Below are 25,634 nucleotides of genomic sequence, written 5' to 3'. Positions count from 1 at the left end.
GAGCCGATCCACAGTGCACCTTGTCGGACTAGTCCGGGCGGGGCATCACCCTGCGCAGGAGCCGGCCGCGATCTTGCGGCAGCGTCGCACCCCGACCATGCGAGCTTCGCACGACGGACCCACCGATTTCCTCGAGGAGCTTTAGTCGCAAGTGAGCGAGGGCGCGTCGTCGTGCTTGAGGTGTCGCTTTCGGACATTGTAACTCACCAGCCAGATCACGCCGACGGCGATCGGCACGAAGGCTGCGGTCAGGAACGAGGGCTCTACTCGCAGTCCGACATCATGCGCGCCTTTGGCAAGATAGCTAAACAGGCTGACCACATAATATCCGATCGCCCCGACCGACAATCCCTCGACCGTGCACTGAAGCCGAAGTTGCTGTCTCGCGCGCTCGTTGATAGCCTGCAACAGGTCACGATGCTGTCGTTCGATTTCGACGTCGACCCGGGTACGCAACAGATCGGCTGCACGCGCGAGCTTGACCGACAGGGTCGCCTGACGATCCTCCACAGTTGCGCAGGTTCGCATCGCCGGCGCCATGCGGCGTGCCAAAAACGATGACCAGGTTGGATAGCCCGAAACATCGTTGCCTTCAATGATGGATAATCGAGATTGGACCAGCTCGTTATAGGCCCTGCTGGCGCCGAATCGAAATAGGCTGCCGGTCGCGCCTCTTTCGAAGGATGCGGCCAGTGCCGTCAGCTCGGCAAGCAGATGGTTGTTGAACTGGAGCCCCTCACCACTTTGCATTTTCTCGAGCGCCTCAACAAGACGGCGGTCGATGCGATCAACAGATGGTGCAAGCTCAAGGGCCGCCGACAGGCCAAGAAGCGCCAATGGGCGGTAGGTCTCGATCTCCAGCAGCCGTTGCACCAGCGCTCCGAGATCGTGCGACGTCAACCCGAGGTCGCAGACGAGGATTTTCGTGAAGCCTTTTTCGTCTACACGGAAGTCTGAAGCGGCAACGGCTGCGCCGCTCTTTGTGGCAACCATGGCCAGGCTGTTCTTGTCAAAAATCTGTTCGGCCCGCTTGGGCGAGGCGTCCCGCTCCACTTCTAGCCTGATCGCGACCAGCAACTGTCCGGTCTGACGTAACGCGCGGATCAGCGATCGGACAGTGTCATCAACTTTGTCAAATCGGTCCGCGGCAGAGCAATCTTCGTCAGTCCAGATCCAGGTGAATGTTGTAAACTCCGAATGCTGCTCCCAGCGTAGCGTAACGGGCCCAATTACAATTTGGTGAAGTTTCGCCGATTGCTCAGGCGGCGTAAGATTGCGCTCGAGGCAAAAGTCGATAAAACGGCAGCGGTCGCTTGTGGCTGCCTCGCCCTGTGCAACAAACGCGAAGTGGATCACGCTGAAGGGCGAAACAAGGCGAGTGAAGGGGCGCGCGTGCACTTCGCCAAGCACAGCGGCGCGTTGCGGGTGTAGCGTGAAGGTACGCAGATCCAGTTCATCGATCATCTATTGGCGCCTCGCTTCAGGGTGAGCAGGCAGCCGCCAACGTTGACGCGGCAGGCCATGGGGTGTTGGGAAACGGTTGGGCGCGGCTAGGTTGCCGATCGCGGCATGTCGAGGATTGCGACCCAGGCCGCCTTGAACTCGGGAGAGGTCTTGCGGCTGGAAGGTCAGGACAGGCAAATTGAGATGAGGCCGCCTCATCCAGCTTTCAAATGACGCCATCTACGTATGATCCGGTGTTTATGGCGAAATGCCGCATTGTGGTTCAATAGCTATAGCGGTGCGCCAGCAAGCTCGTTCCGCGGCTCTGACGGTTCCGCGCGGCACCGTCGGACAAGTACCTAGATTTACGTGGACATCGTTGTCTGTCTCCGAATCCCACCGACATCCCCTGCCGCAGAAGGGGGCGTGCAAAGATAGGCCGCCCCTCTTCTGAAAGCAGTTTTCCGCTGCGAAGACCAATGCCGCGCGAGGGCGTGGCTAGCACGAACATCTTCCGTTCTCCCAGCGTGGTACAGACGAACGACCTCCGGTGCGGCAACCGCATTGTTGATTGACCGATCGAGGCCCGAACACGACTCCCATCTTGTTGCCGGCACCAAACTTCCTCGTGCCTAGAGCCGGTGCAGGATTTGGGCCAGCACTACAGAAGGGGCACTCTCGCTTTTTTACGCATGTGGCTTCCGTAGACAGTCGGAGGCGGATTTCAGACATGGGCCTTGTATTCTGACGGAATCCGCACGTGGCCCAAGCCACAAGGAAGGGTCTGTTTTCGGCAAGGTGATCGGTTGCCGCCGCCATTGTTGAGCGGCCACGCTTTGGTTGGATTTGTCGATGGAGAGCCATGCGAGCGACCGCGCCCGGACCCCCGAGCGAGGCTCGGAGATGATCGGATAACGTCACCTCGAGTGAGGTTGACTGGATCACGCAGTTGGAGCGCTCTCCTCACCTTTCAGGCGTCTTTCAGAGTAGCCAAGCGTCGCGGCTCAACCGGTTTGTCGCAGGGAGGCAGACACGTGGCGATCGTGCCGTTGAGCTATTCATGCGCAGTCAGGCGCTGCTCGCAGACGATGCTGGCACGGACGTTGCTACTAAGATGCAGCAGGACTGAATGCGCAGAGCGCACCAAACCCGAGACCAGCTATGCTCACTTTCCTTGAAACGATGTGGCCCGCTTGTGAGAGGAAGAGCTTATTGCTTGTGACTTTTTGTGTGATCGCGCTTAGCCCGGCGACACCGACATTCGCCGCGGATCTCGGCCGGAACCGCATCTACACCAAGGCACCACCCCTCTCGGTCGCGATCGGAGGTCAGCTCACGCAAAACATCCCGCAGCCTCCGGCAATCACTTTGGCGCTGGGCTTAGAATCTCCTGCTCCCCCGATCAAGGTGGAGAACTGGCTGCGCGGTCAGCCCATCACGAATTTCCAGCCGGGGAAGGTATACATTGTCGAATTTTGGGCAACTTGGTGCGCACCATGTGCGGCGGCGTTGTCCGGCCTGGTGCAGCTGCAAGAGAAATACAGAGATAGCGGAGTTGAGGTACTCGGAATAGCAGCTCGTGAACGCGCTCAAACAGCGCAAGAGGCCCGACGCAAGTTGGACACATGGTTGACCGAAAGGCTGCCGAATCTCAACTACCGGATTGGGTTCAACTACACACGCGAGATGGACAAGCTTTGGATGGATTCCAGCTTTTCTGTCGGAATTCCTACCTCGTTCGTGGTCGACCGTGATGGCCGCATCGCCTTTATCGGTTCCCTGATGCAACTCGATGACGTTTTGCCGAAGATTCTGAGCGGCCGCTGGCGGATCAGCGATGAAGCGAAAGCCGCCGATGCCGAGCGGATCGCCAAGGGCAAACGCACAATGCCGATCTTCGCTAAACTGACGCCAGCGATGGAGGCCCGCGATTGGGCCAAGGCGCTTTCGGTGGTCGAAGAAGCCGTCGCTGTTCTGCCGGATGAAGTGAACTTCCGCGCGCTGCATGCGGATCTGTTGCTCCACAAAATGCACGACGTGCAGACCGGCCTGCCCGTGATGCGCCAATTTGTTCGGGACGCGATTAACAAAAAATCCGCGCTGTGGATGGCCATGGCAATGCGCCAACTCTTTGATCCGGCGAATGACAACTCTCATTTGCCGCAGGTCGAGCGCTTCGCAATGGGCAATGAGTTATCCGAGCACATTCTGGCAGTGGATCGTCCGCAACGCGAGGAGGCCCCTAAGTTCCTGTCCTATCCGGCGGTCGCCCAGTACTATTATGAGAGCGGCAACAAGGATCGCGCGATCGAGTTGATCGAGGTGACGCTGAGGTCGCTGGGCGGCCCCGCACCTATCCCCGACAATCTGAAACAGCAAGTTATGTCGGTATTGGTCCAAACACTGGCAAACTACACGGGGCAGAAGGCTTGCCATGGATCTCTATGTGCGACCCCGCAACCCGAAGTTCCGCAAGCCACCAAAGTGCAAGCGCCGGAAGAGAAAAGATGAAGAAGAGAGTGGCGCCGATTGCGCCTATCTGGCTCACACAAGCTCGGATCGCGCAAGGCTGGCCGATGTTTCAGATCCATGCTCTCAGCCGGAGAAGCTCGCAAAGCGCGTGGCGCTTCAGCTCAGCGCTTACGCCAAGAGTGGGGGAAATGGGAAGAGTTCGGCCGCGGCCCCGAGACTGCGGGCATTTATCGCATTGCTCGAACGGCGCGCCAAGCATTGTGCACATCGGGTTTGGATCGCTCGGCTTGCACACCGCGCGTGTCACCAACTCCTAGCGCCATGACAAGTCAAGACGACAAACGACCGGCCGCAATCGGCTTGGTTCTCCCGTTTGCGTTGGAGCAGTGGCTGAAGCAGCCAGTCCGCGCCACTATTGTCCTCGCCGGCTTCTTAGGGTCAACGGTCGCCGACCTGTTCATGCCGGTCTATTCCGGCCATCTAGTGGATGCATTGGCCTCGGTCCCATCCGACCAAAGCGCGCGTAATGCGGCACTGATTGCGTTCGCTGGTACCCTCACGCTAGGTCTGCTCTCGATTATATTGCGACTTACGGGCTTGCGGGCAATCGTGCCGCTCACGCTGCAGACCATGTCAGATGTGGCCCGGGGGGGCTTCATGCGAGTGCAGCGCTTCTCAACGGACTGGCAGGGTAACTCGTTCGCCGGCTCGACCGTGCGCAAGATCACCCGCGGCATGTGGGCGATCGATCTGTTTAATCATACGATCCTGATGGCATTGTTGCCGTCACTCGCGGTGCTCGTCGGTTCGACGATCCTGCTCGGCCTGTATTGGCTCGAGCTCGGCGCCGTGGTCGGCCTCGGCGCAGTCTTCTACGTCGCCATGACGACGGCATTCACGATCGGCTACATCGCACCGGCGGCGCGCGTCTCCAACGCCTGGGACAGCAAAGTCAGCGGCACGCTAGCGGACGCACTCACCTGCAATAATGTGGTGAAGTCCTTTGGTGCTGAAGCACGTGAGGATGCGCGGCTTGATAGTGTCGTCAGACGCTGGCGGGCGCGGGTGCAGCGCACCTGGCTGCGGTCCAACAACGCGGGCGCGGTGCAGCTCGTGATGCTGTTGTGCTTCCGTGCTTCGGTGATCGGCGGCGCCATCCTGCTGTGGATGGGCGGGCGGACCTCTCCAGGCGAGATCACCTATGTGTTGACAAGCTACTACATTATCCACGCCTATTTGCGTGATGTTGGGATGCACATCAACAATCTGCAGCGCTCGGTGAACGATATGGAGGAACTCGTTACCATCTATGGCGAGCCGATCGGCATCGTCGATGCCCCCGACGCCAAACCAATCGACATTCACTGTGGGAGGATCACGTTTGAGGACGTCACCTTCCTGTATCGCGGCGCTCGCGTGCCGCTCTACGACGGACTGTCAATCAACATCCGCGCCGGCGAGCGGATTGGTCTGGTCGGCCGCTCCGGCTCCGGCAAGACCACGTTTGTCAAGCTGCTTCAGCGGCTCTACGACCTCTCCGGCGGCCGCATCCTGATCGACGGCCAGGACGTTGCGAAAGCCATGCAGCAGTCACTACGCAGCCAGATCTCGATCGTGGAGCAGGAGCCGATCCTGTTTCACCGCTCACTGGCAGAAAACATCGCCTATGGCCGACCCGGCGCCGGCCTGGCGGCGATCATGCAGGCGGCGAGGCTCGCCAATGCACATGACTTCATCATACGATCGCCGAAGGGCTACCGCACACTTGTGGGTGAGCGGGGCGTAAATCTGTCGGGCGGTGAGCGGCAACGTATAGCGCTGGCGCGCGCGTTCCTTCGATGCACCAGTGTTGATCCTGGACGAGGCTACGTCGAGCCTGGATTCGGAATCGGAAGCGCTGGTCCAAGAGGCGATGGAGCGGCTGATGAAGGACCGCACCTCGATCGTCATCGCGCACCGCCTTTCGACGGTGCGCTGCCTCGACCGCATCCTGGTGTTCGATCGCGGCAAGATCGTAGAGCAGGGCGCGCATTCGGCACTGATCGTGCAACCCGGCGGCATCTATCGCAGTCTGTTCGAGTGGCAAGCCGTCGAGGTCGACCCGCACTCCGCGGAAGGCCAGCCTGAAGCACGCCTGGCCGCATCTCCGTCGGCCTAGTGCTATTTGGCTCCGCTGGATTCCACATCGGCATGGCTTGATTGTCCCAATCCCTATTTGCAATCTGGTGACGGAGGCGCGCGTGAGCCTTGATGAAGGCGCATGAAGAGCTCTTCCGGAAATGGCTCGCCGATATGGTTGCGGCGGCCGACGCCTTTGCAGCAAGTCTCCGCAGTGAAATGGCTGCAAGATACTATCGGCGAGAGACGCGTCGTTTTCCGCAGCGCCGAGCGCCCGTACGGCGAGCGACCTGCAAAATCGCAACATAGTTTGCCGCAAACTCTGCGGAGCTAGTGAGGATTCGGTCGCCAGGGCCAAGGCGAAGCGAATAGAAGGCGCGCTGCCACGCCAAAGTGGCATTCTCGGCCAGCGCGATTTCTTCGCGCTTTGAGCCGACTAGTCGAGCAATGCTATCGTATACGCCCTCCAACTGCCGCGTGCTTTCGGCACTCGCTTCGTATCCGCCGATTGGGGCTTCACGCTGGAGGTATGCGACCATGCCATCGACGACGGGGCTCGGCATCAACGCCGCGCCGGCTTTATTAAGGTGGATTCGGTGTGCAACGCCGGGCGTATCCGCTCGCAAGCGAGCGACCTCGGAATCAGAAAGATCCCTGATCGAGCTCGCAGCCTGCTTCCGAACATTATGCACCTGAAATTCCTTCTTCGCGATGAACGTAGATGGATAGATTCGCAAACACGACCGGTCCTCGACCGGCAAATCTGTCGAAACATAACTGACAGTAGGGCCCAAACTCGCCATTTTAAGGCTCACAATGCCAAAATCCTTCATTTGCCGCTTCATAGATTGCGCCAAACGGCCTCACGGGCTGGCAAAGTGGTTCGAGAAGATCGTACTTGCCTGCCCAGGAGGATGAGCTTGGTCCCCACTTCAAGATCTGCGGAAACTCCGTCGGAGACGTTTGTCAATCATCGCCCCATTCTGCTGCGCAATCGCTCGCCTGGCTTGAAAAAGGCTCCTTGGTGGTGCGATCGCGACGCGGGAAATGAGCCTCTGCGCCTCCTTCAGTTTTGCCCGCACTATGCACCCACCAGCTTGATTTCCCTGCCGCATACCGCGGCCAAGCTGGGTCTCGGCGAAATCTGGATCAAGGATGAGACGCAGCGGCTTGGCATTGGCAGTTTCAAGGGGCTTGGCGGCGCCTACGCAGTGCTGAAGCTCGCAATGAAGCACGTTGAGAGACGGACTGGACGCTCGATTCTGCCCGCAGAATTGGCGGAGCCTTTCGTTCGGTCGATGCTTTCAGAGCTCACATTTTCATGTGCTTCGGACGGGAACCATGGCCGTTCGGTGTCGGCCGGAGCGAGGCTCATCGGAGCCCGGGCCGTCGTATATCTCCACGAAGGCGTGAGCGACGAGCGGGCGTCTCATATCTCGCGGCTCGGCGCTGCGATCGTGCGGGTGGCTGGAGATTATAATGACTCTGTTGAGGCTGCGGCCAAGGCTGCCTCGCAGGACGGTTGGATGGCTGTCCCGGATACGGTCGGCCCGGGGGAGGACGACACTGCTTGCAGCTTTGTGGTCCAGGGGTATGCGATCCTGATCGACGAAATCATTGCGGCGACGGCAGGACAGTCAAAGCCGTTTACGCATGTTCTGGTTCAGGCTGGTGTGGGAGGTCTTGCAGCAAGCGTGTTCGGCCATGGCTCGGCACGAGGGCTATTCGGGAGCGATATCCATCTTTGGATCGTGGAACCAGAACGGTCGGCATGCCTTTACGAAAGCGCCCGAGCCAAGATGCCCGTGCGGCTCCCGTCTGGACCTGCGACAAACATGTCGATGCTTGAATGCCAAAGCCCATCGTTGTTGGTTTGGCCGATCGTCCACGAGCTGACCAGCGGCTACATCACGGTGACCGAAGAAGAAGCCGTGGGCGCGGTACGTTCGCTTCATGAAGGTGTTTCAGGCGATCAGGCTCTTCGCGTCGGAGAGTCCGGAGCGGCTGGATTAGCAGGCCTCTTGAGGGCGACCGAAGAGAAGGACCGTAAAAAACTTGGCCTCGATCAGTCCGCCAAGGTTCTGCTCTTTGCCACGGAAGGTCCCACCGACCTGTCGCTTTGGAGCGGAAATCAACAGGCATAAGCAAAGCCCGCTAGTCAGGATACGTCAAGGTTGATGCGGGTGGTGAACTTGACCGTCTGCATCGACACATATGTGCTGAATGATTTCACGTTCTTGTCGGGAAAGAATGCTCGCTCGGTAAATGCTCCATATTCCTCCATAGAGCCGGTGTTGACGACCAGAATGAAATCAGCCGAACCCGTTACGTAGTAGCACTGCGTAACCTCAGGATATGCGCTCATTCGATTCTTGAAGTTGTGTAGAAGATCGAGCTGCTCTTGCTCGAGCGCCACAAGCACAATCGACGTGACCCGTTTCCCGGCGACTGACGGCGATATGATCGAGACGTCGGACATGATCGCCCCGTTTTCGCGCAATCGCCGGAGTCGACGCAGGCAAGAAGTCGGCGATAGTCCCACGCGCTCCGCCAATTCCTCAGAGGTCTGCAGATTATTCTCCTGCAGCAGCATGAGAAGCTTTAGATCGAGGCGGTCCAGGTCGGTGGGGGTGACAGCCATTTAAAATTTCAATTTGCAGTTTTCTGGCGTTTTGAGTCGCAGAACGGCGAATTTAGCCACGTGCTCGTCAGATTATAGGCGCAAAGGCGGATCGAGCAAGGGTTTGGCAGACGGAGGAGAAGATGGTGGATGTAGTCAGACGGAAGCTACTTCAGGGCACTGCTTGGGCTGGGGGCTTGGCCGCCGCGCGCTCACTGTTGGCCGCCCCTGCCATTGCGCAAATCGCCAAGGGCACGGGTGAGGTCGTGGTCTACGATGGCGGCGGGTCTTGGGGCGAGGCCAAGCGCATCGCCTATTTCGAGCCGTTCGAGAAAGAGACCGGCATCAAGGTCATAGCTCAACCCCGGACCGATACGGGAGCTGTGCGAGCGAGCGTGTTGGCCGGCGCTCCCCGATATGACGTGACGATTCTTCCTGGCGGCAAGGCACCGACTTTCGAGCGGGACAATCTTCTGCTTCCGATCGACTATGGCTACTTCGACAAGGCGGACCTCGACGCGTTCAGTCCTGTCAAGGTCGGCAAGTTCACCGTGCCGGCCATCATCTATTCGCTGTTTATTGCGTACGATGCGTCAAAATTTGCATCCGATGCGCCGAACACCTGGGCGGATGTCTGGGACGCCCAAAAATTCGCGGGACGGCGTTCGCTCATGGCCGGAACCTGGGCCTCCGACGGTGGCACTTTCGAAGCTGCTCTGATGGCGGACGGTGTTTATCCGTCGAAGCTCTATCCACTTGATTGGGATCGCGCGTTCAAGAGCCTCAGCCGGGTCAAGCCGAGCATCTTGAAGTGGTGGAACACCGGCGCGGAAGCTCCGCAGATGATCATTGATAAATTGATCACGGCCGGTAGCGCCTGGAACGGCCGGGTTTCGGCGGCCAACGAGCAGGGGGCCAAGATCGGCTACACCTGGAATCAAGGAATGCTGCAGTACGACACCTGGGTGGTCTTGAAAGGCACGAAGAATGCGGACAACGCATTCAAGTTCCTGGCGTTCTCAGCGCGAGCCGAAAATCAGGCGAAGTTCGTCCAGCACATCCTCTATTCGCCACCAAACTCGCGTGCATTCGAACATGTGCCCTCTGAACGGGCGAAGCTCCTGCCGACTTCCCCCCAAGCACGAAAGCTGCAGTTCGTCCAGGACTACGAGTTCTGGAACACTGTGAACTCCAACGGCAAGGCCAACAATGAAATTGCCGTGGCTCAATGGGAACGTTGGATTTCTGGCGTGCGGTAGCTCAAAATGGTGGATGCGAGTCTGGCCATGCCGCATAGGAGAGACGCCTTAGGACGGGCGCGTGTGGTGCCCGTCCTCCTTCCATTGCCGATCGTGATCCTGTTCTCGGTTGGCTACGTCGTGCCGCTTGCGCAACTCGTGCTCAAGAGCCTGCAACACGATGGTGCCTGGTCGCTCAAGAGCTACATCGAGATCGCCAACTCGCCGGCGTTTGTATGGATCATCCTCAGGACACTGGCGCTAGCCGCGACCGTGACGATCGTCTGTTTGCTCATTGCTTATCCGCTCGCGTATGCCGTATCGAAATGTCCACCGCGCCTGGCTGCATTTCTGCTTCTCATTGTCACTCTCCCATATTTGACGAGTGTCCTGATCAGAACCTATGCGTGGATCGTCCTGCTCAGCCCCAACGGACCGATTAACCAACTCCTCTTGCACCTTGGCCTTATCTCCGAGCCGCTGCAAATGGTGTTCAATTCGGTCGGCGTCTATGCCGGCATGGTGCAGGTCCAGCTGCCGCTCATGGTGTTTCCGCTCTATGCCGTGTTGGCGCGGGTTAATCCAAGCCTTGCAAAAGCGGCACAAAGCCTCGGAAGTCCTCCTACCGACGCCTTCTTGAGGGTCACGCTGCCAGCCTCGATGCCAGGCGTGATTAGCGGCTGCACGCTCGTCTTTCTGTCCAGTCTCGGCTTCTATATTACGCCAGAGCTTCTTGGTGGCCCTGATAGCTATCTGATCGCTCAGGGCATTAGCCTGCGCGTGCTGATTCTCGGCAATTTTGATGAAGCCGCAGCCCAATCATCAGTCTTGATGCTGACGGTGATCGCGGTCTTTCTCATATTTCGTCACCGGATTGCGGAAGAACTCGACGACCGTCCACATAACAACCTTTCGTCCATCGAGAGCTCGACATCCGGTCTCGCTGCGCGGTGGCTGATACTGGAGGGGCTGACGGCGATCTTGCATGGCCCGTCGATGAGGCTGCATGAGGCCTTGACGGCCGTCCGCCGACCCTTGTTGTACGTTAGCTCAGGGGTGACGCTCCTGCTTCTTGTGCTGCCTTTCGTGGTCGTAATTCCTCTTGCATTCAGCGACGCACCATACCTCTCCTTTCCGCCACCCGGCTACTCACTGCGGTGGTTCTCAAGCCTGCTCAAGAATTCGCAATGGCTCGATGCGCTAAGCTTCAGCCTAAGATGGGCAGGACTGTCCGCTCTCCTGAGCGTTGCGATTGGTGTGCCCGCGGCCTTCGCTCTCGTGCGCTACCGGTTCTCTGCACGCGTGCCTGTCTATCTTCTCCTGATTTCCCCGCTGATCGTTCCTCATGTCGTCATCGCAGTGTCCCTGTTCTTCGCTCTCGCCGGATCCTCGCTGATCGGAAATCCGCTGGCATTTGCTCTCAGCTATACGATCATCGGCGCACCATATACGGTGGTTGTCATGATCGCAGGGCTCAAGCGGTTCAATCGCACCCTCGAGCTGGCTGCCGCGAGCCTAGGCTCGAGCCCGCTCGTGTCGCTGAAAACGGTGACGCTTCCATTACTGTTGCCGACGCTAGCGAGCGCAGCACTCTTCGCGTTCATCGTAGGGTTCGATGACGTTGTGTTCGGTCTTTTCCTGAGCGGACCCGCCGCGACGCCGTTGCCCATGAGAATGTGGGACAACATCCGCCTGGAAATCAGTCCCCAGATCGCCGTCATCGCCGTCCTGTTTCTCATCGTGCTTGCGCTTCTGATGCTTCTGCGGCTGTTCGTGGGCGCGGTTGTTCAAGTTCGCCGCCCGCAGGAAAGCCTCAATCGTTGAGCCGATGAATGAATCGCTGACATCGTTGATCCTACGAGGAAGCCAGTGGCGCCTTTCCTAAAGCAGTCCACTCGATCCAATCTGGGTCGAGGTCTCGCAATCGCAACGGAGCATCGACCATGAGCCGCGATCTCACTTTCTCCGTCGAGGAGTACAAGCGTCGATGTGACGCCGTCCGAACCTTGATGGCAGAGCGTCGTCTTGACTATGTCATCTTTGACGAGCCCGAGATGATGTCCTGGCTCTCGGGCTATACGGTCTCCGAAAATCTCTGGCGAGCGTGCATCGTGCCGGCATCGTCTGAGCCGTTCCTGCTGGTGCGCAAGCTTGATATTCCCCCGGCGCGCCAGCGCACGTGGATGGATAACATCATTGGGTTTGGCGATTGGGACGATCCGCTCGCGGTGCTGGTCGGCACGTTGCGGGAAAGGGGTTCAGTGCCCGCCCGGATCGGCGCTGAGTTTCAATCGAATTCCTTCACGATCCAAAGACTCCAATCGCTGCGCAAGCTCTTGCCTAATGCCGAGTTTCTTGACCTCGAGCGTTCGGGATGGGATCTCAGGCGGTGCAAGTCGCCGGAAGAAATCGCTCATATGTCCCGGGCCGGCTCACTTCTGGATGCCGCCTTCGACGCGACTGTCAGCGAGGTGGCAAGCGGCAAGATCCAACGTGATATCGCTGCAGCTGCCGCTGCCGCCTATTACCGGCTTGGGTTCGATGATGGCTTCGTTGGGCCTCTCAATGTCGGATCGGGCTGGGATTCGTTACATGGGTTCCTCGCAGAGCGACCGCTGGTCGATGGCGATATCGTTCATATCGAGCTCTTGCCGCGGCTACGCTTCTATACGGTACGGATCATGCGATCGGTCATTGTAGGAGGGGCAACAGACGAGCAGCGAGCTGCGGCCGAGGCTCTTATCGCGTTACAAGACCGCCAAATCGCCGCGCTCCGGCCTGGCGCGATTGCCGCCGACGTCGACCGCATCGTGCGGGAAGGCGTTGTAGCGGCTGGCTTGCGCGAGACCTACGATAATATCACCGGGTACACGCTTGGTACCGCTCCGCTCGTTTCCCAGCACACGAGTGACCTCTACCGCTGTTTCACACCCCGTGCCAATTGGGCCATCGAGGAAGGAATGGTCTTTCACATGTACACATCGGCTGCCGGACTTGCCTTCAGCGAGTCCGTCGTGGTGACCAGTTCGGGCGGGAAGCGATTGACTTCAATACCGCGCAAGATATTCGAGACGAGGCCGATATGAGCGTCAGCACAGCAATGGTGAGCGGAAAGGTAACGGCAGGCATCGCAACGTCGCACAGTCAACGTGGCTCCGTCTCGGTCAACTCGTTGACCAAACTGTTTGGTGCGGTCAAGGCGGTCGACGATGTCTCGCTGTCGATAGAGCCGGGAGAGTTCGTCGCCTTGCTCGGATCGAGCGGGTCAGGAAAGTCAACTCTGCTGATGATGATCGCCGGATTTGGCGACATTATGCTCGACGGCGTACGGATCAATGATGTTCCTAGCTATCGTCGCGGCTTCGGCATGGTGTTCCAGAGCTACGCGTTGTTCCCCCATATGACGATCGCTGAGAATATCGCCTATCCGCTGCGGCGCCGGGGTTTGCGTGGCGGAGACGTCGAACGCGAGGTCACAAAAACTCTGAAGCTCGTTGCACTCGACGGATACGGCGCGCGACTTCCAAGCCAGTTGTCGGGTGGGCAGCAGCAGCGTGTGGCTCTGGCCCGCGCTCTTGTCTTTCGTCCGCTGCTGCTGCTGATGGATGAGCCGCTCGGGGCGCTGGACCGCAAGCTGAGGCAGCAACTCCAAATGGAGATCAAATTGATCCATAAGGAGGTTGGCAGCACCATTATCTTCGTAACCCATGACCAGGAAGAAGCATTGTCCATGGCGGACCGCGTCGCGGTGCTCGAGCGAGGGCGGTTGCAACAGTTAGGAACGCCGCGCGAGCTATACGAGAAGCCGGCCACTGCATTTGTTGCGGATTTCATCGGTGAGATGAACTTTTTGCCGGTGGAGCTGCGGCAATCTGGAGGCGAGGTCTGTGCCCGCAGCCCCGATCTCGGCCTTGAGGTTGTGCAGGAGGCAAGCCAAGTACTGACGTCAGGCGGCGGAGGGTTGCTGGCGGTTCGCCCCGAGTATGTCGGCCTGACACCGGACGAGCGCGCTAGCGCGATAGTCTTGGAATCTGCCTACACAGGTACGAACCAAAGCGTGCTTGTGCAGATGGGGTCCATTCGATTGACCGCTCGAACTTCGGTGAGCCCCGGACGACCGCTGTTCCAATCCGGTCAACGGGTCCGCATTGAGATTGATGCTGCGCATACCCGCGTGTTTCCGCCCGCCAGTTGAGATGCCGTTTGTGTGCGAGGAGCTGCCCGAATGAACCGGAACGCCGCAATCTCGCGCGCGAGAAGCCATCTGGCCTCTGGAGACTTTGAGGCCGCGCTATCGCGGCTGGTCGCGATTCCTCCCGAGAGTCAGAACCCGGAGCGAAAACATCAGCTCGCCGAATATCTCGGTCAGGCCCGCTGCATGCTTGAAGACCTCGGCTGCGACTGCCAGGTTTTGGCCGCTGCAGGCACGCAATTCCTTTATGCACAACGCATAGAAGATCCATCATTGCTGACTGTGCTCGGATATGGCACGGCGACGTGGTTCGTGGCATGGATGAAACTTGGTCCTCAGGAAGGTCTCCTTGGCGTCTCACAAAATTAAATGATCGCTGGTACGGACGCGGTGTCGCCGACAACAAGGGACAGCACGCCATCAACATTGCCAGCCTCCGTGCTGTGCTCGAGACAAGAGCTCGGCTGGGGTTCAACCTGAAATACCTGATGGAAATGGGTGAAGAGGTCGATTCGCCCGGCCTCCGCGAACTATGTACGACGCACAAGCAGCTCCTGTGCGCAGATATCTTCGTTGCGTCGGACGGACCGCGCTTGTCCGAGGATCGACCGACACTATTCCTGGGCTCGCGCGGATGTGTTACATTCGATATCCAAATTAAGGCGCGCGAGAGCGCATATCATTCGGGTAATTGGGGCGGTCTGCTGTCCGATCCCGCAATCCAGCTCGCGCACGCCCTGGCTACGATCGTCTCTCCGACCGGCCGCATCCTAATCTCAGAATGGCTTCCAAGTGAGCTGCCTGACGCCGTCCGGCGCGTGCTTGCCGATTGTGTCGTTGACGGGCGACCTGGCGGACCTGACATCGATCCGGCTTGGGGCGAGCCGGGACTTACCCCGGCAGAGCAGCTGTATGGCTGGTGCTCGTTTGACGTTCTCGCCATCAGTAGCGGAGATCCGCAGGCGCCGGTCAATGCCATTCCTGCGAGCGCCTGGGCCCGCTGTCAGCTCCGCTTCGTGGTTGGCGTTGATTGCGAGGATATCTTGCCTGCTCTTCGGCGACATCTCGCCAACGCCGGTCTCGACATGGTCCAGGTGACACCCAGCCCTGAGGATGGTGTTTTTCTCGCCACGCGCCTCGACCCTGAGCATCCCTGGGCCAAATGGGCCCAGGACTCGATCGTTCGGACGACGCGGAAATCGCCGGCGATCTTGCCCAATTTTGCTGGCTCGCTTCCGAACGACATTTTTGCCAACCTGCTACATTTGCCTACGTTATGGGTGCCCCATGCCTATCCTGGATGCCATCAACATGCAGCCGACGAGCACATGCCAACTGGGCTCGCGCGCGAGGCCCTGGAGATTATGGCGGGCCTATATTGGGATCTGGGGGAGCTGGATACCCTTCCGCCGGTGCGACGAGAGTGCACTGACGGGTGCGGTTTCGCGCTCGCCGGGTGATCGCTTTTTTGAAGGCGCTTGCGCATTTTCGAAATACCGCTTCCCAATTGATACGCCAAGCTCCGTCGAGGGGACGGCGCCGTGTTTGAAGCTGGACGGTGCGAAGAGGGCTGGGCACATGACGAACGTATCGAATGGTCAGTGTTGCCGGTGTTGCGAGCCCAGGTCCAGCCCAGCCAGGCTTCGAGGCGGTCATGTCGGACCAAGCCGAGCAGGCGCTGCTGGATGGTCTGTTCCCGCAGCCGATCTTGCGAGGTGAAGTGCTGCGCAAGGACGGAGCCAGTGCAATCGTCGGGGCGCTCTCGAGCATTCCGCCGATCGAGACGCCGAAGGCGATTGCTCAAGAGCGCAAGCCCATTGACAAGACGAAGCTCGCTTTGCGCTTTTTGCCGATTTGCGCCGGTGCGCCGATCCACCGCGAGTAGCTTGGAAGCTACAGGAAGGAAGGCCTCGAGGTCAGCCTGCAGGCAGGTACTCAATCCCAGTGATTGCGTGCAGTTCGATTGACGATGCCCACAAGCTCACCGCAATGACGTCAGAACCGGCATCAGCGCTGGTTGTGATCGCCGCGAAGGGCGATTAACTTGCCGTTACGTGTCGCCTCAAGTTGCACGATGAGCAAATAACAATGTTGCTCCCAGTCCGCACATGACGGCGCCCGATGCTTGTCGTGTGTTGGTAATGAATGATGGTCGCTTGGCAAGCCCGACTCTCGCTTTCGCGGCCCAATAGGCCACGATCAAGTCAACACTCGTGTTCAGTGCAACCGAGACGAGGCCAAGTGCGATGAACTGCGCGGCGACGTGCGCGGCTGGATCTACGAATTGCGGGATGAAGGCGAGAAAGAATGCGGCCGTCTTCAGATTGAACGCCTCGACCAGGACGCCTTCGCGAAAGGCGCGATGAATCCCTGTTTTTTTGACTCCTGCCGGTTCGATGACATCGGCTTCGCGCCACGTCTTGATGCCGAGCCAGACGAGATAGAATGCTCCAGCGATCTTTAGAATGATGAAGGCCTGCGCGCTCGCCATCACGAGCGCAGATAGGCCAATAGCGCCGCCGAGAACATGCACGAGCCCACCGAGACCGAGGCCGACACTGGATGCCAGTCCTTCCGAAAGTCCGCCAGCGAGCGTTCGTGCAATGATGTAAAAGACTCCTGGCCCCGGCGTGATCGCGACAACGAGGGCCGCAGCCAAGAACAAAAGAGAGGTGACGGGAATGCGCACACCAACAATCCCGCGCAACTGTGTTGCGACGAAATCGGCAGGAGCTTCATCTACGGTCAGGGCTTTGCGCGTGGCCTCTCGCGAATGTTGCCCGGTGTCGACAATCTCGAGACGCACTTCGCCTACATGCTGGGCTGGCTGAGCCGGGAGCTCGGCCAATGAGCAAGGTGATCACCCTGACGCGCAGCCCGTTCCCTCCATGTTCCGACTCTATTGTGCCCACCGGGAATTCACGAAGGGCACAGCGGGGGCATACAAGACACGACAAACAGCGCTCTATTGTGTGGGTGACCTGGCGCGCATCCTGATCGCCAACCGAGGCTGCTCGCTGTCGTGGAGATAGTGCTGGGCCTTGCCTAATGGCAGCGTCGCCGCACGGATTGCCGCGTCAGTGAGCGACCGTGCGTCCCGAGCGAGCTGTTCGACCTCATCGAAGCTGCGAACCGTCCTTTTCTCGAAAGGCATCTTACAGGCGGCGCTGTCAAGCTCGAGGATCTCTTCGACCAGCAAATAACGCTCGACATGCTCGAGATGAGCCCTTCAGCCAGGACCCTGTAACACAGCCGGTCAAAGGAGCTGCCTGGCAGTTTATCGATATCGAACGTCGCGGGCGGCGGCATGCCACGGTTCTTGCGAGGACGTTTCACATCGCGCGACATTTTCCTGTTACCTGGCAATCTAAATACATGGATCCGATTGATATTGTCCTTGTTGCCCATGTCTTCGACTGAATCATGATAGGTGCGAGGCAAAAAGATATTGGGCTTCCTTAGCAAGAAACGAATCTAAAGCGGGAGTCTGGCTGCTGGGTAGCTATGGCGTACAAATAGGACGAATGCCCGTTAATCTGTGCGCTTTCGGACGCCCAAGCCGAGCACGGATTTATGCGAGGCCAACCTACCGTCGCAGCTGCGCCGTACCAAACTGAAACGCAACGATGCCGAACCTACTGTGGACGACGCGCGTGCAGGCATCGTACGCGCCCCTATCGAAATAATCGCGACTCCTCTCTCTTGGCGAAGCTAGGTCGCCATTGGCGTGTGATGAATGCCGCAATGTCGCACGTAAGAACCTTTCTGGTTTCGACGAGAGTGAGGAGCGACTGGGCGTCAATCTCTAGGAATAGTTCTACGCGCCCGTCCGACCCATCCCATGTTGATTCGGAACGCTGCTTGACAGGCCGAAATAAATAGTCTAGTTATGCAAGTGACATTCGAGATGTTAGAGGATCCGCGCTTGGATGCAATCAAGATCGACCGGTGCGACGGTATCGCGCGCGTCACCCTGAACCGGCCCTCTGTGAAGAATGCCGTAACGATGGCGATGTGGGGTGAGCTGTCCAGAATTTTTTCTCGCCTTGCTGACGACCGAGATGTCCGCGCGATCGTGCTGGCGGGGGAAGGCAATAACTTCTCAGTAGGCGCAGATATCAGCGAATTCGGTGAGATCCGAGGCAACAAGCGTCAGAGTGCCGATTATGAAGTGGTAGTCGATGCATGCTCTGATGCAATCGCGGCATCGGGAAAGCCGGTTGTGGCGGCCATTTCCGGCTATTGCCTTGGAGGCGGCTGTCATCTCGCGCTGGCCTGCGATTTTCGCTTCGGCGATCGAACCGCAACGATCGGCATTCCGTCGGCCAAGCTATCGATCGTCTACGGTGTTCGTAGCGTGCAGCGACTGCTGGGACTGTCGGGTATCGCGAATGCCAAGCGCATCCTTTACTCAGGCGACCGCTACCCAGCAGAGCAGGCGATGTCCATGGGATTGATCGACGAGATGCACGACGACGTCGCGCTCGCCGCCGAACTGTTCTCGCGGCGCTTGGCGCGTAATGCGCCTCTCTCGATCGCGGGCGCAAAATACATGCTGAACGGCCTTTCGATGGGAACCGGGACTCTTGATCTGGCGGTGGCGCAACAGCTTATCGATGCCGCTTCCGACAGCGAGGACTTCAAGGAAGGCCGGCGCGCCTTCGAAGAAAAGAGACAGCCGCGATTTCGCGGCGAATAAGGACGGCCAAACAGGGAAGACAACCGGCTTTGGAGGGCGAATTCGATGAAGCCTGCCAAATTTGATTACATAGCGCCAACGACGGTGGATGCAGCAATCGAAGCCTTGTCGACGGCAAACGGCGAGGGAAAGGTTCTCGCCGGCGGCCAGAGCTTGCTCCCGCTCCTGAACTTCCGGATGGCGCGGCCTGCGGTTCTGGTCGACCTGAACGGCATCAAAGAGCTTTCGTTCATCAAGCTGAGAGGCGATCGCATCGCAATCGGAGCGCTGACGCGGCATCGCGAGATCGAACAATCGCCGCTGATTGCCTCGAAGCTGCCTGTAATGGCGGCGGCGATGCGTCACGTGGCGCACCTGGCGATCCGCAATCGAGGCACCATCGGCGGCAGCGTGTCTCATGCGGACCCCGCGGCTGAGTTGCCGATGCTCTCCTTATTCTACGACGCGACGCTGTCGGTTCAGGGCCCGTCAGGGCGTCGGTCTGTAGCTGCCGAGGATTTCTTCGTCGATGCCCTGACAAATTGCTTGGAGCCCGACGAGATCGTGGTGGAGCTCGAATTTCCGGTTTTGCAACACAGCGGTTGGGCCTTCGAGGAAGTCGCCCGCCGCTTTGGCGATTTCGCGCTTGCCAGTGTCGCCGTCTCGGTCCGGCGCAAGTCTTCCACCATCGATGACGCGCGCGTAGCCGTGATGGGTGTGGCCGACACACCGCTCCGGCTGAGGCAAGTCGAGGGCAAGCTAACCAGCATCGCGATCGACGGCCAGACGCCGGATCGATTTGCGGAACTGGTCACGTCGTGCGTATCGGCAAATGGCGATCTTCACGCCTCTGCCGAATACCGCCAGCACTTGCTGGGGCAGTTGGCCAAACGTGCCATGCAAGCGTCCTTGGCGGCGAAGGGGTGATCCGGCGATGACTGCGACAGTATCGGTAACCGTCAACGGCACGAAGTACGACGAATCGGACGTCGAGCCGCGCCTCCTATTGTCCGACTTCCTGCGCGAAACGCTGGGGCTGACGGGGACCCACGTCGGATGCGAGCACGGTGTTTGCGGTGCATGCACCGTGCTTGTGAACGGCGACAGCGTCCGCTCTTGCCTCATGCTCGCCGTTCAGGCCAACGGCGCGGAGATCACGACAGTGGAAGGCCTTGGGACCCCTGATGTGCTCAACGAGCTGCAAGCCCAATTTCGCGAGCATCACGGGCTTCAGTGCGGCTTCTGTACGCCGGGCATGCTGATCACCGGCGAAGATTTGCTCCGCAAATACCCGCTCGCGACCGACGATGAGATCAGGGAAGGATTATCGGGCAATCTCTGCCGCTGCACCGGATACCAGAATATTGTTGCCGCGATCAGGAGCGCGGCTGCGATGCGTGCGGAGAAAACGTCATGAAGTTGAACTTTCTTCCCGCCGGGCGCCTTCGCATGAAGAAGAGCATATACGTGGCCGGCGCCGACCGCAGCGAGATGATTGATCTCCCGGTCAGCAGCGCCCTGATCCGGCACAAGCAGGGTAATGTGCTGTTCGACACCGGCTGCCACCCGTCGGTGGTCGACCATGCGGAGGAGCGCTGGGGATCGCTCGCCAAAGTCATGAAACCGCTAATGAGCGCGAACGAGACCTTGCTCCCGAGCCTTGCCTGTGTCGGGCTGGAGCCGGACGATATCGATGTCATCGTCAACTCTCATTTCCACCCCGATCATTGCGGCTGCAATCAGTTCTTCCGCAAGGCCACGATCCTCGCCCATGCCAAAGAGATTGACGCCGCAAACGCACAGGGTTCGGAAGCTGCGGGCTATCTCCGCGCGGATTGGGACTACGGCCAGCCTATCGAGCCAGTGCACGGCGAGAAGGATCTCTTCGGGGATGCCAGCGTCATCCTGGTGCCGCTGCCCGGCCATACGCCGGGCTCCGTCGGTGCGCTGGTAAGCCTCGACCGCGACGGTCAGTTTCTGCTCGCTTCGGACGCGGTCAGCCTGCGTCAAAACCTCGACGCCGATACCGCGCCTCGCAATACCTGGAACGTCGAGGAGCAGCTTAAGACGTTCGCAGAAGTGCGGCGGATCGAGAACGCCGGTGCGGCGGTGATCTGCGGCCATGACGACCGGCAGTGGCAAGGCCTACGCAAGGGAATCGATGGCTATGAGTAACGACATGCGCGCGCAGCCATCGGATGTCGTGCGACCGCGGAATGTCGGCGCGTCTATCAAGCGTACAGAGGACCTGCGGCTGCTGACCGGTCGCGGCGAATACAGCGCCGACCGGAAGCCTGACCGGCCGCTTCACATCGCCTTTCTTCGCAGTGGGCAGCCACATGCGCTGATCGCGCGGATCGATACTGCCGTAGCGCAGGCATCACCGGGCGTGGTTGCGGTGTTCACCGCGGAAAGCATCTCGGGCGACTTCAAGCCGGTGATTCCGTTTTCGCGGATGGCGAATTACTACGCGACTCCGATCATGCCTCTTGCCTCCGGCAAGGTTCGCTATGTCGGCGAGGCGGTTGCTGCCGTCATCGCCACCTCGCGATATCTTGCGGAGGATGCACTCGAGTTGATCGAGGTCGACTATGAGCCGCTTGGTGCGTTATCGCGCGCGGAGCTCGCCGTCGCAGATGACGCAGCGCTGCTGCACGAAGAGGCTGGCACCAACGTCCTGATCGCGCGCGAATTCAGGAAGGGTGACGTCGCGGGCGACCTCGAGGCCGCTGTGGTGAGGGTAGGTGGCCGTTTTGAAATGACCCGCAAGGCTCCGCTTGCGATGGAGCCCCGAAGCTACACGGCCGAGTACGAGAAACGGCGAGACGCTATCACACTGTATACGTCATCAAATATTCCCGGAATCGTGCGTGACGCGATTTCGGAGTCGCTCGGCCTTCCAGGCCACCGCCTGCGCGTGGTGGCGCCCGATGTCGGTGGAAGTTTCGGATCAAAAGGGTCGCTCTATCCGGAGGAGCTCCTGATCTGCATCGCCGCCCGCAAGCTCGGCCGCTCTTTGAAGTGGACGGCGGATCGTCTGGAGGACGTCAGCAGTTCCAGCCAAGCCTTCGCCGAGATCGTCGAGGCCGAGATGGGATTCGATGCCAATGGCGTCGCGACCTCGCTGCAAGCCGATGTCATCGGCGATGTCGGCGCCTATTCGATCTATCCATGGACCTGCGGGCTGGAGCCGGTTCAGGTCGTCAGCTTCCTTCCCGGCCCCTACAAGATCGGATCGTATCGGGGATCGGTCCGCGGCGTTGCCACCTGCAAGCCGCCCACCGGTCCCTATCGTGGGGTTGGCCGGCCGATGTCGACCTTCGTCGCCGAGCGCTTGATGGACCTTGGCGCTAAGGCGCTCGGCCTCGATCCTTTGGAAGTCAGGCGTCGCAACCTGGTCCGGCCTGAAGATTTCCCGTACCGGATCGCGTCCGGAATCATATGGGACAAGACGGGCTTCCTCGAATGCCTGGATGCCGCCGCTGAGGCAGCGAACTATGAACAGCTCAGGATCCAGCAAGCCGACGCACGCAACCACGGCCGATTGTTAGGCATCGGTATCGCTTCTTACGCAGAACTGACCGGCATCGGATCTCGGATTGCCGTCGCACCGGGTATGCCGATCAACACTGGCTCGGAGACGGCGAAGATCACGATTGATTCGACCGGCGCCATCACGGCCGCATTCGGTGTGGCCTCTCACGGACAGGGGCTCGAAACGACGCTGGCGCAGATCGTGGCCGATGATCTCGGCGCGCGGTTCGAGGATGTCCGCGTCATTCAGGGAGACAGCGACGAGGTCCCGATGTCGACCGGGACCTACGCAAGTCGCAGCGCGGTGCTCGGCGGCGGTGCTGCCAAGCATGCATCGCGCATACTCCAGGAAAAGATCAAGCGAGTTTCCTCTCATCTCCTGGAGGCCAATCAGGACGACATCGAGGTTTCTGAAGGCAAAGCCGTTGTGCTCGGTACCGATCGTGCGGTGACCTTCAAGCAGATCGCAAAGGCGGTCTATTCCGATATGAAGACGCTCCCGGTCGAGGCGCGCGAGGAACTGACCGCGACATACACCTACGATCCCATCAATGGAACGACCGCGGCGGCGACCCACATTGCCGCGGTGGAAATCGATCCGGCGACATGTTTCGTCCGCATACTGAAGTATGTGGTCGCCGAGGATTGCGGCCGGATCATCAATCCGATGATTGTTGATGGTCAGGTGCATGGCGGTGTGGCGCAAGGTATCGGGGCGGCGCTGTTCGAGGAATTGGTCTACGACGACGATGGTCAGCTTCTGAGCGCGAGTCTCGTCGATTATGTGATCCCGTCGGCGCCCGAAGTTCCGGTGGTGGACGTCGTCCACATCGAAAGCGAGTCCGCGGTGGCTGGTGGATTCCGCGGCATGGGCGAGGGCGGCACAATCGGCGCACCGGCCGCCATTGCGAATGCAATCGCCGACGCGTTGTCGCCGCTCGATATCGAGGTGTCCATTCTTCCAATGACTCCGGAGCGCATCTTCAAGCTCATGGAGCAGGCCAGGCTCAAATCAAGAGGAAAAGCAGATGAGTGATCTCAAGGGACGTGTCGCCCTCGTGACGGGGGGAGGACGGGATGTTGGCGCCGCGATCTCGAAGATGCTGGCGGAAAAGGGCGCGAGCGTTGCGGTCAATTATCACAGCTCGAAAGCAGAGGCCGACGCGGTAGTTGCCGAGATCGAAAAGGCCGGCGGCAAGGCGAAGGCCTATCGGGCAGACATATCGGACGCGGAGGTTGTTCGGGCAATGGTCGCGAACATCAAGAGCGACTTCGGCGGGCTCGACATCCTCGTCAACAACGCCGGGCTCGTGTTCCGCAAGCGCTTCAGCGAAAGCTCGCCGGAAGACTGGAAGAAGCAGATCGATACTTGTCTCTATGGGGCGCTGAACTGTTCGCATAGTGCCGGGCCGCTGCTCGAGGCCTCAGGCCGCGGCCGGATAATTTCCATCATGGGAGATTCCTCGCGGGTCGGCGAGTCCGGTCTTGCGCTCGGGGCCGCCGCACGCGCAGGTACCATCGCACTGATGAAGTCGTTGGCGCGCGAATGGGGCCGCTCTGGCGTGACGGCCAATTCCATCTCGCTTGGCTTGATCGAGACCGCCCACGACAAGACATGGGTGGACGCAAACCGCGACAAGTTGGTCAAGGCCTATGCCATCCGACGGCTGGGATTGCCCTCAGACGTCGCCCCCTTGGTCACGCTATTGGCGTCCGATGCCGGGAGCTGGATCACGGGACAGGTCATCAGCGTCAACGGTGGATACAGTATGGTCTAGGAGAGAACGACGATGCTGCATGTTGATCTGATTGCGCCCATCGCAACGCTGCTCGGTCGTCACGCGAAACAGCGGCCGGCGCAGGTTGCATACTGGGATTCGTTACGGTCCGTCACATACGCGGAACTTGCAACGCGCACCGCCTCGATCGCGGCGAATCTGGCGAAGGCCGGTTTGCGAGAGGGCGATAAGGTTGCGCTGTATCTGCCGAACGGCGTCGATTGGATCGAATCATGTCTCGCCGCATTGCGCGCCGGCGCGGTCGTGGTGCCCATCAGCTTTGACGCCGCAGAAGGTGAGATCAGCTACCGCCTGAGTGATGCCGGCTGCAGCCTTGTCATCACCGCGGCGGCGCGGAAGGAGTTGATCGCAAAGTTTTGTCGTGAGGCACCGATACCGCCCTCAGTTATTTTTACCGGGCCGGATGCAGCGAACGCCGGGTCTACGCTGACGGATCTGGCAAGGGGTGAGGCGACCAACCCGCTCGATCCCGACGACATCGATCGCGCTTCCTTCATTATCTACACCTCCGGCACCACGGGCCGAGCCAAGGGCGTGCTGTTGTCGCTGCGAGGCATGTTGTGGATCGCCGCGGCATGCTGGGCGCCGATCTGCGAGTTGACCGAGAAGGATGTGGTGCTGTCGCCGCTGCCGCTGTTTCACTCCTACGGTCTCAACCTGTCGGTGCTCGGTGTCCTCGCGGTTGGTGCGAGCGAGCACATTATGGAGAAATTTTCGCCGCAGCAGGTTCTCGATCTGTTGCAGACCGGGAAGTATTCCGTCCTGCCCGGCGTGCCGACGATGTTCCACTATCTCCTGCATCGGGCCAAGGAGATCGGCCTCGAACGGCTCGGTTCAATCCGCCTCTGCATCTCCGCCGGCGCCATTCTGCCGGCAGCCCTGAACAAGGCGTTCGAGCAGCGCTTCAAGGCTCGGCTGCTCGATGGTTACGGCATCACCGAAACGTCCACCATGATCACGATGAACTGGCTGCACGGAGCCCGGCCAATGGGATCGTGTGGGCTGCCAGTGCCAGGCCTTGCCGTGCGTATCGTCGATCCATCCTCGCTGGAGGATGTCCCGACCGGTGAGGAGGGTGAGCTGATCGTGCGCGGACCAAATCTGATGCACGGCTACTATAACAAGCCGGCGGAAACCGCGTCGGCCTTGCGAAAGGGCTGGTACCACACCGGTGATCTCGCCAAGTCAGACGCCAGCGGCTATCTGACCATCACCGGCCGGATCAAGGAGCTGATCATTCGCGGCGGGCAGAACATCGCGCCGGCCGAGATCGAGGAGGTCGTGGTACGGCATCCGCAGGTGACGGATTGTGCGGTCGTCGGGATCAGGCACGCCACACTCGGTGAAGTCCCCTGTCTCTTTGTCGTGGCTAAGACCAATGAGCTCGACGTCGCCTCGTTGATGGACCACTGCAAAGCCTATCTCTCATCCTACAAGATTCCAGAAGCCACCCACCTCGTCTCCGAGATTCCGCGTACAGGATCAGGGAAGATCATGCGCTTCAAGCTGGTCGAGGCGCTGGGCCGGGCGTAGGGTGCAA

General features: G+C 59.6%; 17 protein-coding genes and 3 pseudogenes. 16 read left to right on the top strand and 4 right to left on the bottom strand.

What is annotated here, in order from left to right:
* Window positions 1-141 precede the first annotated feature (141 nt).
* Window positions 142-1,464 carry a DUF3422 family protein gene (locus BM222_RS09335; protein ID WP_092227959.1) on the bottom strand — a complete coding sequence of 441 codons (1,323 nt, stop codon included), beginning with the start codon at window positions 1,462-1,464 and terminating at the stop codon, window positions 142-144.
* Between the two features lie 1,140 nt (window positions 1,465-2,604).
* Between BM222_RS09335 and BM222_RS09330 the strand changes: the two genes are divergently transcribed.
* Together BM222_RS09330 and BM222_RS09325 are read left to right on the top strand one after the other, a co-directional pair.
* Window positions 2,605-3,954, top strand: coding sequence for a TlpA disulfide reductase family protein (locus BM222_RS09330; RefSeq protein ID WP_244547063.1), 1,350 nt, complete (start codon window positions 2,605-2,607; stop codon window positions 3,952-3,954).
* Between the two features lie 282 nt (window positions 3,955-4,236).
* Window positions 4,237-6,073: pseudogene (locus BM222_RS09325) on the top strand (ABC transporter ATP-binding protein).
* Between the two features lie 232 nt (window positions 6,074-6,305).
* On the opposite strand, the pseudogene BM222_RS09320 reads toward BM222_RS09325, so the two are convergent.
* Window positions 6,306-6,692: pseudogene (locus tag BM222_RS09320) on the bottom strand (aminotransferase class V-fold PLP-dependent enzyme); the annotation flags it as partial.
* A gap of 261 nt (window positions 6,693-6,953) precedes the next feature.
* Here BM222_RS09320 and BM222_RS09315 point away from each other — a divergent pair.
* Window positions 6,954-8,177, top strand: a complete 1,224-nt coding sequence (locus BM222_RS09315; RefSeq protein WP_177243097.1) for a diaminopropionate ammonia-lyase — start codon at window positions 6,954-6,956, stop codon at window positions 8,175-8,177.
* 14 nt (window positions 8,178-8,191) lie between these two features.
* Here the strand turns inward: BM222_RS09315 and BM222_RS09310 are convergent, their stop codons facing one another.
* Window positions 8,192-8,674: an Lrp/AsnC family transcriptional regulator gene (locus tag BM222_RS09310; protein ID WP_092227956.1), complete on the bottom strand. Its 483-nt coding sequence runs from the start codon at window positions 8,672-8,674 to the stop codon at window positions 8,192-8,194.
* A 176-nt stretch (window positions 8,675-8,850) separates the two neighbouring features.
* On the opposite strand from BM222_RS09310, the gene BM222_RS09305 reads away from it, so the two are divergent.
* The 6 genes and pseudogenes from BM222_RS09305 to BM222_RS09280 all read left to right on the top strand — a co-directional run bounded on the left by BM222_RS09305 (window position 8,851) and on the right by BM222_RS09280 (window position 15,968).
* On the top strand, window positions 8,851-9,912 hold the full coding sequence (locus tag BM222_RS09305) for an ABC transporter substrate-binding protein (RefSeq protein ID WP_177243096.1): 1,062 nt from the start codon (window positions 8,851-8,853) through the stop codon (window positions 9,910-9,912).
* Between the two features lie 63 nt (window positions 9,913-9,975).
* Window positions 9,976-11,715, top strand: coding sequence for an ABC transporter permease subunit (locus BM222_RS09300; RefSeq protein ID WP_177243095.1), 1,740 nt, complete (start codon window positions 9,976-9,978; stop codon window positions 11,713-11,715).
* A gap of 119 nt (window positions 11,716-11,834) precedes the next feature.
* A complete protein-coding gene (locus tag BM222_RS09295; RefSeq protein ID WP_092227953.1) occupies window positions 11,835-12,977 on the top strand; it encodes a M24 family metallopeptidase in 1,143 nt (380 codons plus the stop codon).
* Window positions 12,974-14,086, top strand: a complete 1,113-nt coding sequence (locus BM222_RS09290) for an ABC transporter ATP-binding protein (protein ID WP_092227952.1) — start codon at window positions 12,974-12,976, stop codon at window positions 14,084-14,086. Before BM222_RS09295 ends, BM222_RS09290 begins: the two co-directional genes overlap by 4 nt.
* Window positions 14,087-14,116: 30 nt before the next feature.
* Window positions 14,117-15,543, top strand: a pseudogene (locus tag BM222_RS09285) (M20 family metallopeptidase).
* Between the two features lie 194 nt (window positions 15,544-15,737).
* Window positions 15,738-15,968: a hypothetical protein gene (locus tag BM222_RS09280; RefSeq protein ID WP_092227951.1), complete on the top strand. Its 231-nt coding sequence runs from the start codon at window positions 15,738-15,740 to the stop codon at window positions 15,966-15,968.
* A 177-nt stretch (window positions 15,969-16,145) separates the two neighbouring features.
* On the opposite strand, the gene BM222_RS09275 is transcribed toward BM222_RS09280, so the two are convergent.
* Window positions 16,146-16,772, bottom strand: coding sequence for a LysE family translocator (locus BM222_RS09275; protein ID WP_502690880.1), 627 nt, complete (start codon window positions 16,770-16,772; stop codon window positions 16,146-16,148).
* A gap of 1,236 nt (window positions 16,773-18,008) precedes the next feature.
* Between BM222_RS09275 and BM222_RS09260 the strand changes: the two genes are divergently transcribed.
* From BM222_RS09260 to BM222_RS09230, 7 genes are read left to right on the top strand one after another with little or no spacing between them, the layout of a single operon-like run.
* Entirely contained in the window at window positions 18,009-18,782 is a 774-nt protein-coding gene (locus tag BM222_RS09260; RefSeq protein ID WP_244547062.1) for an enoyl-CoA hydratase-related protein, read from the top strand.
* Window positions 18,783-18,827: 45 nt separating this feature from the next.
* Window positions 18,828-19,688: an FAD binding domain-containing protein gene (locus tag BM222_RS09255; protein WP_092227949.1), complete on the top strand. Its 861-nt coding sequence runs from the start codon at window positions 18,828-18,830 to the stop codon at window positions 19,686-19,688.
* 7 nt (window positions 19,689-19,695) lie between these two features.
* Complete coding sequence (locus tag BM222_RS09250) at window positions 19,696-20,178, top strand: (2Fe-2S)-binding protein (protein WP_092227948.1); 483 nt, start codon at window positions 19,696-19,698, stop codon at window positions 20,176-20,178.
* On the top strand, window positions 20,175-20,936 hold the full coding sequence (locus tag BM222_RS09245; protein ID WP_092227947.1) for an N-acyl homoserine lactonase family protein: 762 nt from the start codon (window positions 20,175-20,177) through the stop codon (window positions 20,934-20,936). The genes BM222_RS09250 and BM222_RS09245 overlap by 4 nt, the downstream gene beginning before the upstream one ends.
* Complete coding sequence (locus tag BM222_RS09240; protein WP_244547061.1) at window positions 20,929-23,331, top strand: xanthine dehydrogenase family protein molybdopterin-binding subunit; 2,403 nt, start codon at window positions 20,929-20,931, stop codon at window positions 23,329-23,331. Before BM222_RS09245 ends, BM222_RS09240 begins: the two co-directional genes overlap by 8 nt.
* Window positions 23,324-24,073, top strand: a complete 750-nt coding sequence (locus BM222_RS09235) for an SDR family NAD(P)-dependent oxidoreductase (protein WP_091880987.1) — start codon at window positions 23,324-23,326, stop codon at window positions 24,071-24,073. Before BM222_RS09240 ends, BM222_RS09235 begins: the two co-directional genes overlap by 8 nt.
* Before the next feature lie 12 nt (window positions 24,074-24,085).
* Entirely contained in the window at window positions 24,086-25,627 is a 1,542-nt protein-coding gene (locus BM222_RS09230) for a class I adenylate-forming enzyme family protein (protein ID WP_092227945.1), read from the top strand.
* Window positions 25,628-25,634: the final 7 nt, after the last annotated feature.

Source organism: Bradyrhizobium sp. Gha (assembly GCF_900113735.1).
GTDB lineage: Bacteria > Pseudomonadota > Alphaproteobacteria > Rhizobiales > Xanthobacteraceae > Bradyrhizobium.
The sequence above is the reverse complement of the archived record's forward strand: the minus strand, read 5'-3'. Positions and strand labels throughout refer to the sequence as shown.